This window comes from Prevotella sp. P3-122 (genome assembly GCF_002251365.1).
Taxonomy (GTDB): Bacteria; Bacteroidota; Bacteroidia; order Bacteroidales; family Bacteroidaceae; genus Prevotella.
On the sequence record NZ_NPJH01000079.1, the window covers coordinates 37,711 to 50,990 of the forward strand.

Sequence of the window (13,280 nt, forward strand, 5' to 3'; positions counted from 1 at the left end):
TGGCCTGCCCGCTTAGCCGCCAACAGAGAACATGATATATAAGTCAAGACAAAACCCAATGGCATGGGTGCCGACACTATACTTCTGCAAGGGACTGCCCTACGTCATACTGATGACCGTTTCGCTGGTGCTCTACAAGCAGATGGGACTCACCAACGCCGAGACCACATTCTATACCGCATGGCTACACCTGCCATGGGTGCTGAAGCCCATGTGGCAACCGTTTGTCGCACAGAAGGGCATGCTCCGGTGGTGGATTCTCGGCAGCGAGATACTCACGGGAGCCGCACTCGCAGGCGTGGCCCTCACGCTGCCAGCCCCATTCTGCCTGCAGGCATCGCTGGCACTATTCTGGCTCGCAGCGTTCTCGTGCGCCGTACACAACTACGCTGCCGACGAGCTGTTCCTCCGGACACAAGGGCCACGCCATACCCCCGTCTACTGGACACGCACCGTCTTCTACCGTCTGGCCACATTCACAGCACAGGGCATTCTGGTGATGATGGCCGGCAACCTGCAGGTGGTATACCGTGGCAGCATGGGCTACTCCTGGAGCCTCGTGCTTTATGGCGTGGCTGGACTGTCGGTGCTGCTGTGGATATACCACGGGCTGTCGGTGCCGGCAGAGAAGCGGCGCAGCATATACCGCATAACCAGCAGGCGGAGCATCGCACAGACGATTGGCGAGGCCGCCGACACCACGAGGCTGTTCTTCCGCAAGCCCGCCGTAGCTACTGCAACACTCTTCATGCTGCTCTACAGGCTTCCCGAGGGACTGCTGTCGAAGGTGTCAGTACTATTCCTCATCGATGCCTCCCACAGGGGAGGGCTCGGACTGTCGCCACAGGAGTATGGCCTCGTAGCAGGCACCGTCGCCGTGGCAGGACTGTCGCTCGGAGGAGTGCTCGGCGCAATGGCTATGGTCAGGGGCGGACTGCGCCGGTGGCTTTGGCCCATGGCCGCAGCAATGTCGCTGCCCAACATAGTGTATCTCTATCTCAGCCATGCACTGCCCGGTAACCTGATGTCCATAGCCCTATGCCTCTTCGTCGAGCAGTTGGGCTACGGATTTGGCTTCGTCGCCTATATGATGTTCATCAAGCGCTACGTGTCCGGTTACCTCAAGGCACCCCACCTCACTCTCGCCAAGTCGCTCATGGCTCTGTCCATGATGTTACCGGGCATGCTCTCAGGATGGGCGCAGACCATGACTGGCTACCGCGACTACTTCCTGCTCGTAGTACTTAGCGGCATAGCCACCATCATCGTGACTTGGATGGCAAGCAGGGAAATCAAGAAAACGAAAACAGGCTGGGCATAAGTTGCGCCAGCCTGCTTTCGTCCGTCAATCTATCATCATCGGGCCGCCAAATCCACCGCCTCCGCGACGGCTGCCACCCATTCTTTGTCTTTGTCCTCCAGGTCCCATTCCCGGACCATCCATGAATTTCATTTCCTGTCTTGCCTCCTTGCTTCCGAAAATGTTCAATTTGTAGTTGACATGCAGCATGACATACGAGTTGATGGAGTTGTATTCGGTATCGCTTCTCTGCATGGCATTGATGGAGCGCGAGAAGTTGCTCTGCTGTCCGAGAATATCGTAGAACTGCAGCATCACCACGAGTGGCTTGCCCTTGAGGAAGCCCTGCGAGAGCTGTGTGTTCCACACCAGCTCGTTGGTGTTCATGGAGTTGTCGTTATATCCCCTGCGGCTCTTCTCGTGAATGTCCGTTGACAGCGACGTGCCCCACGGCAGAGTGATGTTGACGTTTGCGCCATACGAGAACTGCCATGTATCGAGGTTGCTCTGCTCCTGCAGCTTGTTGCGTGAGTGGTTGTAGTTGAGCGAGCCGTCAAGCTCCACCTCTAACCAGTCGTTGCGATAGCTTCCCGAGAGCCTCTCGTTGATGCCGAGAGTCTTTGTTATGTTCTTCTGCGAGTCCGACTTTCTGTCTAACGACACATAGCCTACATTGTTAGCGAAGGATGCGTCAGACCAGGTATTGACGTTCCAGTGTCCGGCCGAGTCGAGCGGGGTGTTGAACATCAGTCCTCCATTGAGGTTCCAGTTGCCGTTGATGTTCTCCGGTCTGGTGGTCTGTCCACCTGTTGTCTCGTCGTAGGTAACCTTTCTTGCCACGGAGTTGCGTGTGGTGCTGAACCTGACGTTCGCCATTACTGTCTGCATTGTTTTCTCGAAATAGCCTCTGAACGTAGCGTTAAGGTTGTTAGTGAACGACGGTTTCAGTCCCGGGTTACCCTTGGTGATGTTGAGTGGGTTACTGTCGTCGGTGATGTCGACAAGGTCGGTCATGCTCGGCTGCGACGTAGTACCGCGATAGCGTATGCGCAGATTGGTAACCTTGTTGAACCTGTAGCGGAAGTCGAGTGTAGGGGCGACGTTGAGGACGTGCCTTACGGTATCTATGTATTTGCCCTGATAGTCCTGAGTGAAGTCGGATGACTGTGGCTGCAGCATCACGCCCGTGCTGAAGTTGAATTTCTCCCTAATCATCCTGAACATCAGCTCGATGTCGTGCGTATAGTTCTTGTACTGCGAGTACCGGCTAAGCTCCTCGTCGTAATAATCCCCGATGGGACTGCCGAGCCTGTCAAGATATCCGTTCCAGTTGCGGTAGGTGTTGCTAACCCCTTCGAAGAAGTTCTCGCCCATGTTGCTGAAGTCGTATGTTGAGCGCTGGCTCTTTGAATAGCTGTAGGTGAACTTGTAGCTCAGCTGCAGGAAGGTGGCCTTCCAGAGCGGCTCGCTGTAGGTGGCCTGTGCGCTGTAGTTGTAGTTCTTGGACGGCGTGAGGTTATAGCGGTTGGTCTGGTATGTGGAGTCGTTGCCCAAGGCATCGGTTATCTGGTATAGATGCACGTTGTTGGTAGTGAGGCTCTTGTTGTTGGAGTCGGTGTATTTTGCGTTGAGCTGCACGGTAACGTTGCGTCCCTTGTTGCCAAGTTTCCTGTTGTACTGGAACATTGCGCCATAGGAGTTGCTGGAGCTGTTGCTCAGCGAGGTGTTGTTGCGGCTGTTCACCATCAGGCTATCCTTGTCCATGATGTCGAAAGCCTCTTGTGAGAGAGGGTCTGTGACATACAGGTACGGGTCGTCGGCAAACGATGCCGACGCGCTTGCCGAGCGGCTGTCTGATGACGAGTGTGAGAATGTTGGCCGGAACATGATGTTTGTCATGGTGTCGGGCGTCCACTCCACCCTTGCCTGCGCGTTCCAGCTGTCGCTCCTGCTGTAGTTTTGCGACAGGCTGTTGCTGAACGACTTTGCCGTAGAGACGAAGTTCTCGCTGGAGTTCTTGGTCAGCTGGTCGCCGTCATTATGATTCCACCTTACGCTACCATTGAGCTTGATGACATCCTTCTTCTCGTAGTTGAAGTTTGCTCCCAGCATCTTGCTCGAGTTGAGTCCGTTGTTGCCCCTGCCGAAGCCTCCTCCACGTCCGCCAAATCCTCTGTCGCTGACATTATTGGCCGAGGCGAAGCCCATGACGCGTGCCTCAGAGTTGAAGTGCGCACCCATAAGACGCGCGGAATATCTGTCCTCGGTGCCGACGCCTACGTCGGAATTGGAGAAGAAACCCTTGTTCATGCCCTTCTTCAGTCCAAAGTCGAGCACCGTCTCCTCGTTTCCGTCGTTGATGCCGGTCACCCTTGCCAGGTCGCTCTTCTCGTCGTAGGCCTTTACTTTCTCTACGATGGATGTCGGAAGGTTCTTCATGGCGGTCTGGGTGTCACCCGTCATAAACTCCTTGCCGTCGACAAGGATTTTCTTCACCTCCTTGCCGTTGATGGTAATCTTTCCGTCGTCGTCGACCTGCGCTCCCGGCAACCGCTTCACCAGTTCCTCTATGGTGGAGCCTTCGGGTGTGCGGTATGCCGCGCTATTATATATAAAGGTGTCTTCCTTCACCGTAACCTTCAGTGCCTGTGCCGTTACCTGTGTTTCCTTGAGCATGATGGCATCGGCAGTCATCTGGACAGTCCCCATGGCGAGGTCGTTGTCCTTCTCCATCATGAGTTTCTTGACGGACGTGATATAGCCTATGCTGGAGATTTTCAGCAGGTAGGCCCCACTCTTGGGAGCGGCTATGGAGAACTCGCCCTTCTCGTTGGTAACTCCGCCGGTAACGAACGTACTGTCGGCGGTAAGCAGCTGCACTGTGGTCTGTACCATTGGCTCCTTGGTTTCCTTGTCTACAAGGCGACCCGTGATAGTTCTGTTCTGCGCCATCGCCGTCATTGCCATGACAGCCATCAGCGCCAAAAATATGATTTTCTTCATGTGTGTTGGTGATTACGGCTTCAATACTGTGCGTGGTAATAGATACGCACCTGTAATAGTAGACGGAGAAAACGCCATTAGGTTTAACCATAACAGAAAAAAAAGCATTTTTCATGTTTCACCTATATATATATTATAATGTATAGGCACTCTTTTATTATATTTTCTCACATTTATGCACCCGTTCTCATAAATTTGTTGTATCTTTGCAATAACACCACAAATATCATGGCATAAAGCCTTGACATGTATAATCACGAACCATACGTTATACAGAAGATATGAAACAGGGAATTGTTATTTCTGGAAATCTTGAGAGAGAACTGGCACTGGCCTTGGCCGAATGTGAGCATGACAAGCTCTTTGTACTTGCAGATACCGTCACGTCGGAGCTGTGCTGGCCTGTGATAAAGGACTATCTTGTGATGAGGGGCGCAAAGCTTATCGTTATAGGGAACTCAGACACCTGCAAGACTGTCGGCACCCTGACTGACGTATGGAAAGAACTTGGCGACAACGGAGCGTCACGACACTCGTGCCTCATCAACCTCGGCGGAGGCATGGTTACCGACCTTGGCGGATTTGCCGCGTCTACATTCAAGCGGGGCATCAACTTCATCAACATTCCGACAACCCTGCTCGCCATGGTCGACGCATCGGTGGGAGGAAAGACGGGCATCAACTTCAACGGTCTGAAAAACGAGGTTGGAGTATTCAGTGAGGCACGCTACGTTATTCTCGACACCAGTTTCCTGAAGACACTCGATGACGACAACATGCGCTCCGGATATGCCGAGATGCTGAAGCACGGACTAATCTCCGACGAGGCCCACTGGGCGGAGCTGGTCGGCTTCCCGCTCGACAGTCCCGACCTGCCGCGACTGCAGCAGATGGTAGCACGGTCGGTGCAGATAAAGGAGAACATTGTTGCCGAAGACCCTCACGAGAAGGGCATACGCAAGGCACTGAACCTTGGCCACACCTTCGGCCACGCTTTCGAGTCATGGGCTTTGCGACGCACACCCGTGCTGCACGGCCACGCCGTAGCCTGCGGACTGGTATGCGAGCTGTATCTCAGCAGCATCAAGACGGGATTTCCCGCTGACAGGCTGAGGCAGACGGTGAATTTCATCCACGACTACTACCCACGGCTCGCCATTACGTGCGAGGACTACGGAGAGCTGATAGAGCTTATGACCCACGACAAGAAGAATGCCGACGGCATAATAAATTTCACGCTACTGGGTGGAATAGGCGACATAAGAATTAACCAGACTGCAACAAAAGAGGAGATTATGGAGGCACTGGACTTCTACAGGGAAGGATGAGCATGCCGAAGTATGCAAGGAGATAGAGGAGATAGAGAGGATCCCTTCGACCTCAGTCCTTCGACCTTCAACCCTCGACCGCAAGACTTAAATAAACAACAGAACAACAAAAACAAAAACTAAAAGACCAATGAAACTTAGGTATTACGCAATGGGAGCACTGCTGACAATGATGCTCCCCACAATGGCTCAGAAAAGCCAATGCTGCAAGAGCCAATGCTGCAAGAGTACTCTCTACAGTGGTAACCCTATTCTGGCAGGATTCCATGCCGACCCAGAGGTGCTGTACTCAGAGAAGACGGGCAAATACTACATCTACTCTACCACCGACGGCACACCCGGATGGGGAGGATGGTATTTCACATGCTTCTCAAGCGATGACCTCACACTGTGGAAATACGAAGGCATAAATCTCAACCTGCCTCGCGACACCAAGTGGGCAAGCGGCAACGCATGGGCACCATGCATCATAGAGAAGAAAACAGAGGACGGATATAAATACTATTTCTACTACAGCGGAGAGACTGGTCACGGCAAAGCCATAGGAGTGGCCATCAGCGACTCGCCGACCGGCCCGTTCGCCGACTTCGGAAAGCCTATCGTCGACCACAGGCCTAAGGGACAGAAGCACGGACAACAGATTGACGTTGACGTATTCCAGGATCCCGACAACGGCAAATGCTACCTCTACTGGGGCAACGGCTACATGGCTGGCGCAGAGCTTAATGACGACATGACAAGCATAAAGCCAGAAACAGAGACCCTGATGACTCCACAGGGAGGAACGCTTCAGGACTATGCCTATCGTGAGGCACCATACGTGTTCAAGCGCAACGGACTGTATTATTTTCTCTGGAGCGTTGACGATACGGGCGCTGCCAACTATCACGTAGCCTACGGCACAAGCACATCGCCTTTAGGCCCCATAACGGTTGCAGAAAACCCCGTAATACTGATACAGGACGCAGAGAACGAAATCTACGGCACTGCCCACAACAGCGTTCTGCAGATACCGGGCAAGGACGAATGGTATATCGTTTACCACCGCATCAACAAGAATTACATAGAGCGCGACAAACAACCCGGCATTCACCGCGAGGTGTGCATCGACAAGATGGAGTTCAACGCCGACGGAACCATCAAGCCTACAAAGCCCACGAAGAAAGGCGTGAGGGCATTGAGGAAGTAAAGGGTTATTAGGTTAAGAGTTGGGTATCCTGTTTGATGTGCAAAAAAACAGGCAACCTATTTCTGAAGTTCATGTAAGTAATTGTCGCGCTGTAAGCGCAAAAGCACATAGCCCAGGGTAAAGCGTAGCGACACCCTGGGTTATTTCATGTAGGTGATGGTCGCGCTGTAAGCGCAAAAGCGTAGATAACAGCAGGACAAATAACGCTTTTGCCCTTTCATGGCTACTTCCATATTTTCGCTGCCTCCCCCCTGGCGGGCTTTCCCGTAGCTGTCACAGGCAGGCTGGCGACATGGCGGCACGCCTTAGGCTGGCTGTAGCGGGGAAGCACCCTACGGCAAACACTAAGCACGGCATCGGTATCATCATCCTCAGTAAGCATGACAACCTCCTCGCCAAACTTCTCCGATGGGCGCCTCGTTATCATAAATGGTGCGGAAAGATAAGGCCTCAGTGCGTCCTCCACCTCCTCAATCTGTATCTTCACTCCTCCTGAGCATATCACATTGTCTATCCTTCCCGTTATGCGGAACCTCTGTCCGCTGTCTGTGTCCTCAACGACGGCAAGGTCGTGGGTATGCAGCTCCTGTCCGCATACGGCCGGGGCAGAGACAACAAGACAGCCATCGCTGTCGAGCGACACGCGCACACCGTCAAGCGGACAGTACCACAGACTGGCATGCTCACCGTCGAGCCTGCGCAAGGCTATGTGCGACAAGGTCTCTGTCATGCCATACGAGCTCCATACGGCATTGGGGAACTCCCGCAACGCTGACTCAAGCCTCTCGTCGATGGCTCCTCCGCCTATCAGCAGGTTACCAATGTCCATGAGCCGCTGCCGCTCCACATCGTCCTCAAGGGAATTGAACACCTGCATGGGCACCATGGCGGCGAAGTCGATGCGGGAGCTGACCGTGGCAAGAGGATGTCCCGAAGGCTCCACGCACATCATGTCGAGGCCGCAGGTCACACATCTTACAACCATCATCTTTCCGGCTATATAGTCCATGGGCAGGCAAACGAGCGCCTTGTCGCCCCTGCTCAGGCCAAGTGTCTTGCATGTCATTCGGGCCGAAGCTTCCATGCGCCGTTTCTTCGCCATCATCAGCTTTGGCGCTCCCGTAGAGCCGCTTGTGTGCACAGCCACACAGTCAGAGTCATTATTCCACTCTGCAAGAAATTCCTCTACCGTCATACTATCGTCTCCGTAACTGTCCTCACGTCGGGACAGAACCACATCTCCTGCCCCCTCATCTGCAGCGGCATGTCGATATTGTCCGTGAAGAGCTGTCCTGTGCCCAATCCCTGCGCCATGCCTACAGCAGGGCCGTATGTGCGTGCGGCAAGGTGAGCAATGGCATTCAGTCCCACGTTGCTCTCCAGCGCGCTTGTCATCCACGAGCCGATATTCCGCTGACGTGCCAGCTCTATCCACTCGGCCGTACCGGCCATGCCACCGTGAAGCGATGGCTTCAGCACGATATATTGCGGTCTGATGGTATCAAGCAGCATCTCCTTCATCGACTTCAAGTTGACACCTATGAGTTCCTCGTCAAGAGCCACCGGCACGGGCGAGGCTGCGCAGATGCGGGCCATGTCGCGCCATTGCCGCTGCCGTATGGGCTGCTCGATGGAATGAAGGTCGAAGCGGGCAAGAATATCCAGCATGGCAAGAGCCTCGTCGGGGTCGAACGCACCATTTGCATCCACCCGAAGCTCCACCTTGCTGACCGGGAAAGCCGAGCGAACGATGTGCAGCAGCTCGGTCTCCGCGTCAAAGTCTATAGCTCCTATCTTCAGCTTCACACACGTGAAGCCCGCATCGAGCTTTTCCTGCATCCGTTCCAGCATCTCATCGTATGTTCCCATCCAGACGAGGCCATTGGTAGGAATGCCCTCCTCGCCACGGGCAAAGGGAGTGTCGAAGAGTGCGCAGGAGCCATTGGCATCGAGCTGTGCGAAAGCCGTCTCTATCCCGAAGAGCATGGAGGGATAAGGGCGCAGCATGTCGAAGGGTATGCGCCCCGTCTGCTCTATCATGTCGCAGACCCTACGGAGAACATCATCATAGTCGGCAATCTCATCACATGAGAGGTCGGGCAACGTGGCACACTCCCCTACTCCCCGTATGCCGTCGCGCACGATGGTCACGAAGCGGCTCAACCGCGTAAGATATTCGCCCCGCGAGGTCTTGGCAGGGCGTTTGAAGTGTAGCGTACGCTTCTGTATGTCTATCTTCAGCATATCGTCCTCGATCTGCATTATGGAAACACGGGATATTTGTCGAAGTCGGGCTTGCGCTTCTCCAGGAATGCCTTGCCGCCCTCCTGGGCCTCATCCATGGTGTAATAGAGCATTGTGGCATCGCCTGCCAGCTCCTGTATACCGGCCTGCCCGTCAAGCTCGGCATTCAGCCCGGCCTTGATCATCCTAAGAGCCAGCGGGCTGCGCTCCATCATAGTCTCTGCCCACTCCACGCACGTGTCCTCAAGCTGCTCCTGTGGCACCACCTTGTTCACCATACCCATCTGCTCGGCCTCGCGTGCGGAGTACTGCCTGCACAGGAACCATATCTCACGCGCCTTCTTCTGTCCAACCATGCGGGCGAGATAAGACGCTCCGAAGCCGGCGTCGAAGCTTCCGACCTTTGGCCCTGTCTGTCCGAAGATGGCATTCTCGCTGGCTATCGTCAGGTCGCACATCACATGCAGCACATGACCGCCGCCAATGGCGTAGCCGTTCACCATGGCTATGACGGGCTTAGGCAGTCTTCTGATCTGCATCTGCACATCCAGCACATTGAGCCTTGGCACTCCGTCGGCACCGACATATCCTCCACGTCCCTTGACGTGCATGTCGCCACCCGAGCAGAAAGCCTTGTCGCCGGCACCTGTGAGTATGACAACCCTTATCGATGATGACTCACGGCAATAGGCAAACGCCTGCGACATCTCCCACGTCGTCAGCGGCGTGAAGGCATTGCGGTAGCGTTCCCTATTGATGGTTATCTTAGCTATGTGATTATACTCCTCGAAGAGTATCTCCTTGAAGGCGAAGCCCTCAATATTCTTCCATTCTCTTTCCATATATTTTTTTTTAATTTAAGTCGAAGGGCAAAGGTCGAAGGTCGAAGGTCTATCTCCTCTATCTCTTCTATCACCTCTATCTCCTCTATCTCCTCTATCTCCTATGCCCACATGCCATAACGCTGTCGTATACCCTCTGGTCCTCCTCGTCATCGGTAAACACCTCAAGGAGCATGGGTGTGGGACATTGCTCATGTGTGAGCCATCTGATGCCATCGGCAAGCTGGGCAGCCTCATGCACTGCTCTGTATGCCACACCGTTCTGCTGGCATGCGCCCTCGGCCGACGTATTATGACGCGCCATGACCATGCCATCGAGCGCTGGACTGTCCTCAAGCTTTCCGAATCGTCTGAATATTCCACCGCAACCGTTGTTGAGCAGCAATATCCGGAAGTTGCCGCACAGGTCGCCATGCCACAGGGCATTGACATCATAGAAAAAACTCAGGTCGCCAATGACGCAGTATACTGGTACGGCACTCATCAGCGAGAAGCCTGCCGCTGTAGACAGCGACCCCTCGATGCCGTTGACACCGCGGTTCACATACACATATCTGTCGGCATAGAGCAGGCCTGCCCTGACAGACATGCTGTTGGCAAGATGAACGCAGCAGTCGCTGCCCTCAATGGCCTTAAAGAACTCCCTAACTGCTGCCACTTGCGAATACTCTGGGTCACAGCCTGATACAACAGACTGTGCACAAATGCCATGCCATCGTTCCGTCCATGCTGTGTCGGCATTTTGCTTGCCGTCCAGGGCAGCGGCCATTACATCCAATGCCTGCGATGGTGTCGCCTCTACGATGTCTGTAGCTGTCATGAGCACATCGGTCAGTTTGCCATCGGCTGTCACTACATAGCTGTTTGCAGGGCGGCATCCCTGTAGGAATGTTCTCATAGACTTGCTCACCATGTTGCCACCAACGTAGACAACGGTATCGGGAGCGTAGTCTCCGGTTTCTGTCAGCAGCATCGCCATCCTGTCGAGCGACGGCATCACACCACGGCAGTCTGAAGCCAGATGGTCGGTCAGCACGACCGCATAGCTACGAAGCCTTTCCAATGCCGTTGCCGAACGCTGGCTTTCCGTGAACGGTAGCTGTCCGACTACCACCATCAGTCTTGGCGATGCGGCCACGCATGCGGCAAGCGATGACATAGTGGCCTCGGTAGCCACGGCACGATGGACCCTCACCACCCTTTCCTCTGGCAGGGTCTCTGCGGAGAAGCCAAACAGAGGCTCGCTCACCGGCACATTGACATGCACGGGGCCGCTTGCCGGCGACACCATGAGCGACAAAGCCTCGTTGACAAGGCGGTTGCAGAACCATTGGGCTGTAGCGTCCGCAGGCTCGGGCAGGGTTACCGAGTGCCGGACGATGCCTGCCAAGGCTCCTGTCTGCACCATCGTCTGCCCTTGCAGCTGGCCAATCATGGCCTGCGGCCTGTCTGCAGAGATTACCAGCAGGGGTATCTCCCTATAGTAAGCCTCGCACACGGCTGGAGCAAGGTTGAGCAACGCCGAGCCGCTCGTCACACATACGGCGACCGGCTCACCGGACGCCAAGGACAACCCAATGGCGTAGAAGCCTGCCGAGCGCTCGTCAGTAACGGAAATGCAACGCAGCTGCCTGCACACACTGAAGTTGTGTGCCAAAGGAGCATTCCTGCTGCCTGGGCACACCACTATGGTACGCACTCCATGCGCCACCATCAGCGAAGTCAGAATATTGATATTTGCTTTATCAGAATACATAATCTATAGTCAGGACACATTATCCATGTGTTGTTTGCAGAGCCGAACCCATAAAAATCTATCGTCTGACGACCAAGGCTCTCATGGCCTCCATCTTGGCGACGGTCTCCTCCCACTCTTTCTCCTCAATGCTGTCGGGCAGCAGTCCGCCTCCCGCATGCATCAGGCAGCAGTCCTCACGTATCTCCATGCACCTCAGAGACACGTATAGGGCATACACATCCTTTATGCCCCAGGGGCCGGCATAGCCGCTGTAATAGCGGCGGTCGTCACTCTCATTGGCCAGAATGAATGTCCTCGCCTCGTCCTTGGGCAGTCCGCACACAGCTGGCGTGGGATGAAGGGCCTCAACGATGTCGCCAATGCCATAATCGCCATTGTCCGCCATGCTGAACGAGAAATCGGAACGCAGATGCAGCAGGTTGCCAGCCCTGACGGTATATGGCTCGCCAACCTCGACGCGTCCGGCAAAGCGGGTCAACGTCTGGGCTACGTAATCGGCCACCAGCTTCTGCTCTGAAATATTCTTTTCCGACCACGGCTCAGTCTGCTCACCATCCACATGCCTCATGGTGCCAGCAAGGGCCATGGTGCGCCAGAGACTGCCCTCACGGCGCAGCAGCGTCTCGGGAGTGGCCATGAGCCACGTTCCGCACACATCGCTGCTCACCAGAGTTATCATCATTCGCGGATACCTGCGGCAAGCCTCGGCAAAGAGTCCCTCGGGCGAGGGCCGCCCAGGCGTTGCGACCTCGGCAGAGCGTGAGAGCACTATCTTGCCGAAACGTCCCTGAGAAACGGCTCCATGGAAGACTGCAAAGTCGTGTGCGTAAGCATTGCGGTCAGCATGCTCCACCCCATGCACGGCATCAGGCCGGGCATGGAGAGAAACAGCCTCAGCCTCGCCCTCTATTACGACTATGGGCGTTGAAGGTGAGGCCACAAACGGTGCCACAACAAATCCCCTGACGCCGTCCAAGTCGCTTGCCGTCAGCAACCTCAGCGGTTCTCCTGTCTTCTGCTCCACCCTGTAGGCCATGGTGGCGTAAGGCAGTCTGAACATGGCGTAATGGCTCATTGCTGTTTCTCCTTTGGTTTTGTCATTATGTAATTGGTGACGCTAACCGAGGAAATAAGCTCTCCCTCGGAGTTACATATAGATACCTGCCACTGGTGGAGCGTGCGCCCCTTGTGGAGCAGACGCGCCGTAGCCTCCACGCAGTCGCCTTCGAGCACGGCCTTGACGTGGCTTCCGCTGACATTGATGCCCACGCTTATCTTGCCGGGGCAAAGGGCCAGAGAGCCTACGCCGGCAACATTCTCGGCAAGGGCAAGCGATGCGCCACCGCTCAGGAACCCGAACGGCTGACGGTTGCGTCCGTCGACTCTCATTCTTGCCTTGCAGGTATCAGGGTCGGGTGTTGATATGAATTCCATGCCCAAAGTCTTGGACAATCCGTCCTGCTTGCTGAGCATTTTCTTAATTTGTTCTATGTCCATATTCTGTTATGTGTGTTTCCTCCGTTGGCCTTCATCCTGCAGAAGTCTGGCGATTGCCGGGGTGACCAGCGGAGTATCTTCTTCTAATACATGAGCTCGTTGGCTTCTTTATGCCCTC

Annotated in this window: 10 protein-coding genes; 3 read left to right on the forward strand and 7 right to left on the reverse strand. The window is 54.8% G+C overall.

All coding sequences use genetic code 11. The features are described from left to right. Window positions 1–31 precede the first annotated feature (31 nt). Complete coding sequence (locus CIL02_RS12170) at window positions 32–1,321, forward strand: MFS transporter (protein ID WP_240513674.1); 1,290 nt, start codon at window positions 32–34, stop codon at window positions 1,319–1,321. 24 nt (window positions 1,322–1,345) lie between these two features. On the opposite strand, the gene CIL02_RS12175 is transcribed toward CIL02_RS12170, so the two are convergent. Continuing rightward, complete coding sequence (locus CIL02_RS12175; protein WP_094402072.1) at window positions 1,346–4,303, reverse strand: TonB-dependent receptor; 2,958 nt, start codon at window positions 4,301–4,303, stop codon at window positions 1,346–1,348. A 281-nt stretch (window positions 4,304–4,584) separates the two neighbouring features. Between CIL02_RS12175 and aroB the strand changes: the two genes are divergently transcribed. Both aroB and CIL02_RS12185 read left to right on the forward strand, forming a co-directional pair. Then, on the forward strand, window positions 4,585–5,631 hold the full coding sequence (aroB, locus tag CIL02_RS12180) for a 3-dehydroquinate synthase (RefSeq protein WP_094402074.1): 1,047 nt from the start codon (window positions 4,585–4,587) through the stop codon (window positions 5,629–5,631). 184 nt (window positions 5,632–5,815) lie between these two features. Continuing rightward, on the forward strand, window positions 5,816–6,820 hold the full coding sequence (locus CIL02_RS12185; RefSeq protein WP_371589463.1) for a family 43 glycosylhydrolase: 1,005 nt from the start codon (window positions 5,816–5,818) through the stop codon (window positions 6,818–6,820). A gap of 223 nt (window positions 6,821–7,043) precedes the next feature. On the opposite strand, the gene CIL02_RS12190 is transcribed toward CIL02_RS12185, so the two are convergent. The 6 genes from CIL02_RS12190 to CIL02_RS12215 all read right to left on the reverse strand — a co-directional run bounded on the left by CIL02_RS12190 (window position 7,044) and on the right by CIL02_RS12215 (window position 13,162). Beyond that, window positions 7,044–8,015 (reverse strand): AMP-binding protein, encoded by a 972-nt coding sequence (locus CIL02_RS12190; protein ID WP_094402076.1) that lies wholly within the window; start codon window positions 8,013–8,015, stop codon window positions 7,044–7,046. Then, window positions 8,012–9,064 (reverse strand): o-succinylbenzoate synthase, encoded by a 1,053-nt coding sequence (locus tag CIL02_RS12195; protein WP_094402310.1) that lies wholly within the window; start codon window positions 9,062–9,064, stop codon window positions 8,012–8,014. Before CIL02_RS12195 ends, CIL02_RS12190 begins: the two co-directional genes overlap by 4 nt. A 17-nt stretch (window positions 9,065–9,081) precedes the next feature. Next, window positions 9,082–9,906: a 1,4-dihydroxy-2-naphthoyl-CoA synthase gene (gene menB / locus CIL02_RS12200; protein ID WP_094402078.1), complete on the reverse strand. Its 825-nt coding sequence runs from the start codon at window positions 9,904–9,906 to the stop codon at window positions 9,082–9,084. A 94-nt stretch (window positions 9,907–10,000) separates the two neighbouring features. Further along, complete coding sequence (gene menD, locus CIL02_RS12205) at window positions 10,001–11,662, reverse strand: 2-succinyl-5-enolpyruvyl-6-hydroxy-3-cyclohexene-1-carboxylic-acid synthase (protein ID WP_094402079.1); 1,662 nt, start codon at window positions 11,660–11,662, stop codon at window positions 10,001–10,003. Window positions 11,663–11,720: 58 nt separating this feature from the next. Continuing rightward, on the reverse strand, window positions 11,721–12,740 hold the full coding sequence (locus CIL02_RS12210) for a chorismate-binding protein (RefSeq protein ID WP_094402081.1): 1,020 nt from the start codon (window positions 12,738–12,740) through the stop codon (window positions 11,721–11,723). Next, window positions 12,737–13,162 (reverse strand): PaaI family thioesterase, encoded by a 426-nt coding sequence (locus CIL02_RS12215; RefSeq protein ID WP_094402084.1) that lies wholly within the window; start codon window positions 13,160–13,162, stop codon window positions 12,737–12,739. The genes CIL02_RS12210 and CIL02_RS12215 overlap by 4 nt, the downstream gene beginning before the upstream one ends. Between the last annotated feature and the right edge of the window lie 118 nt (window positions 13,163–13,280).

Bases quoted from the DNA above. Each gene is read 5' to 3' on its own strand.
- CIL02_RS12215 (WP_094402084.1), bottom strand. From the start codon at position 13,162: ATGGACATAGAACAAATTAAGAAAATGCTCAGCAAGCAGGACGGATTG.
- menB (WP_094402078.1), bottom strand. From the start codon at position 9,906: ATGGAAAGAGAATGGAAGAATATTGAGGGCTTCGCCTTCAAGGAGATA.
- CIL02_RS12195 (WP_094402310.1), bottom strand. From the start codon at position 9,064: ATGCTGAAGATAGACATACAGAAGCGTACGCTACACTTCAAACGCCCT.
- CIL02_RS12185 (WP_371589463.1), top strand. From the start codon at position 5,816: ATGGCTCAGAAAAGCCAATGCTGCAAGAGCCAATGCTGCAAGAGTACT.
- menD (WP_094402079.1), bottom strand. From the start codon at position 11,662: ATGTATTCTGATAAAGCAAATATCAATATTCTGACTTCGCTGATGGTG.
- aroB (WP_094402074.1), top strand. From the start codon at position 4,585: ATGAAACAGGGAATTGTTATTTCTGGAAATCTTGAGAGAGAACTGGCA.
- CIL02_RS12190 (WP_094402076.1), bottom strand. From the start codon at position 8,015: ATGACGGTAGAGGAATTTCTTGCAGAGTGGAATAATGACTCTGACTGT.
- CIL02_RS12170 (WP_240513674.1), top strand. From the start codon at position 32: ATGATATATAAGTCAAGACAAAACCCAATGGCATGGGTGCCGACACTA.
- CIL02_RS12210 (WP_094402081.1), bottom strand. From the start codon at position 12,740: ATGAGCCATTACGCCATGTTCAGACTGCCTTACGCCACCATGGCCTAC.
- CIL02_RS12175 (WP_094402072.1), bottom strand. From the start codon at position 4,303: ATGAAGAAAATCATATTTTTGGCGCTGATGGCTGTCATGGCAATGACG.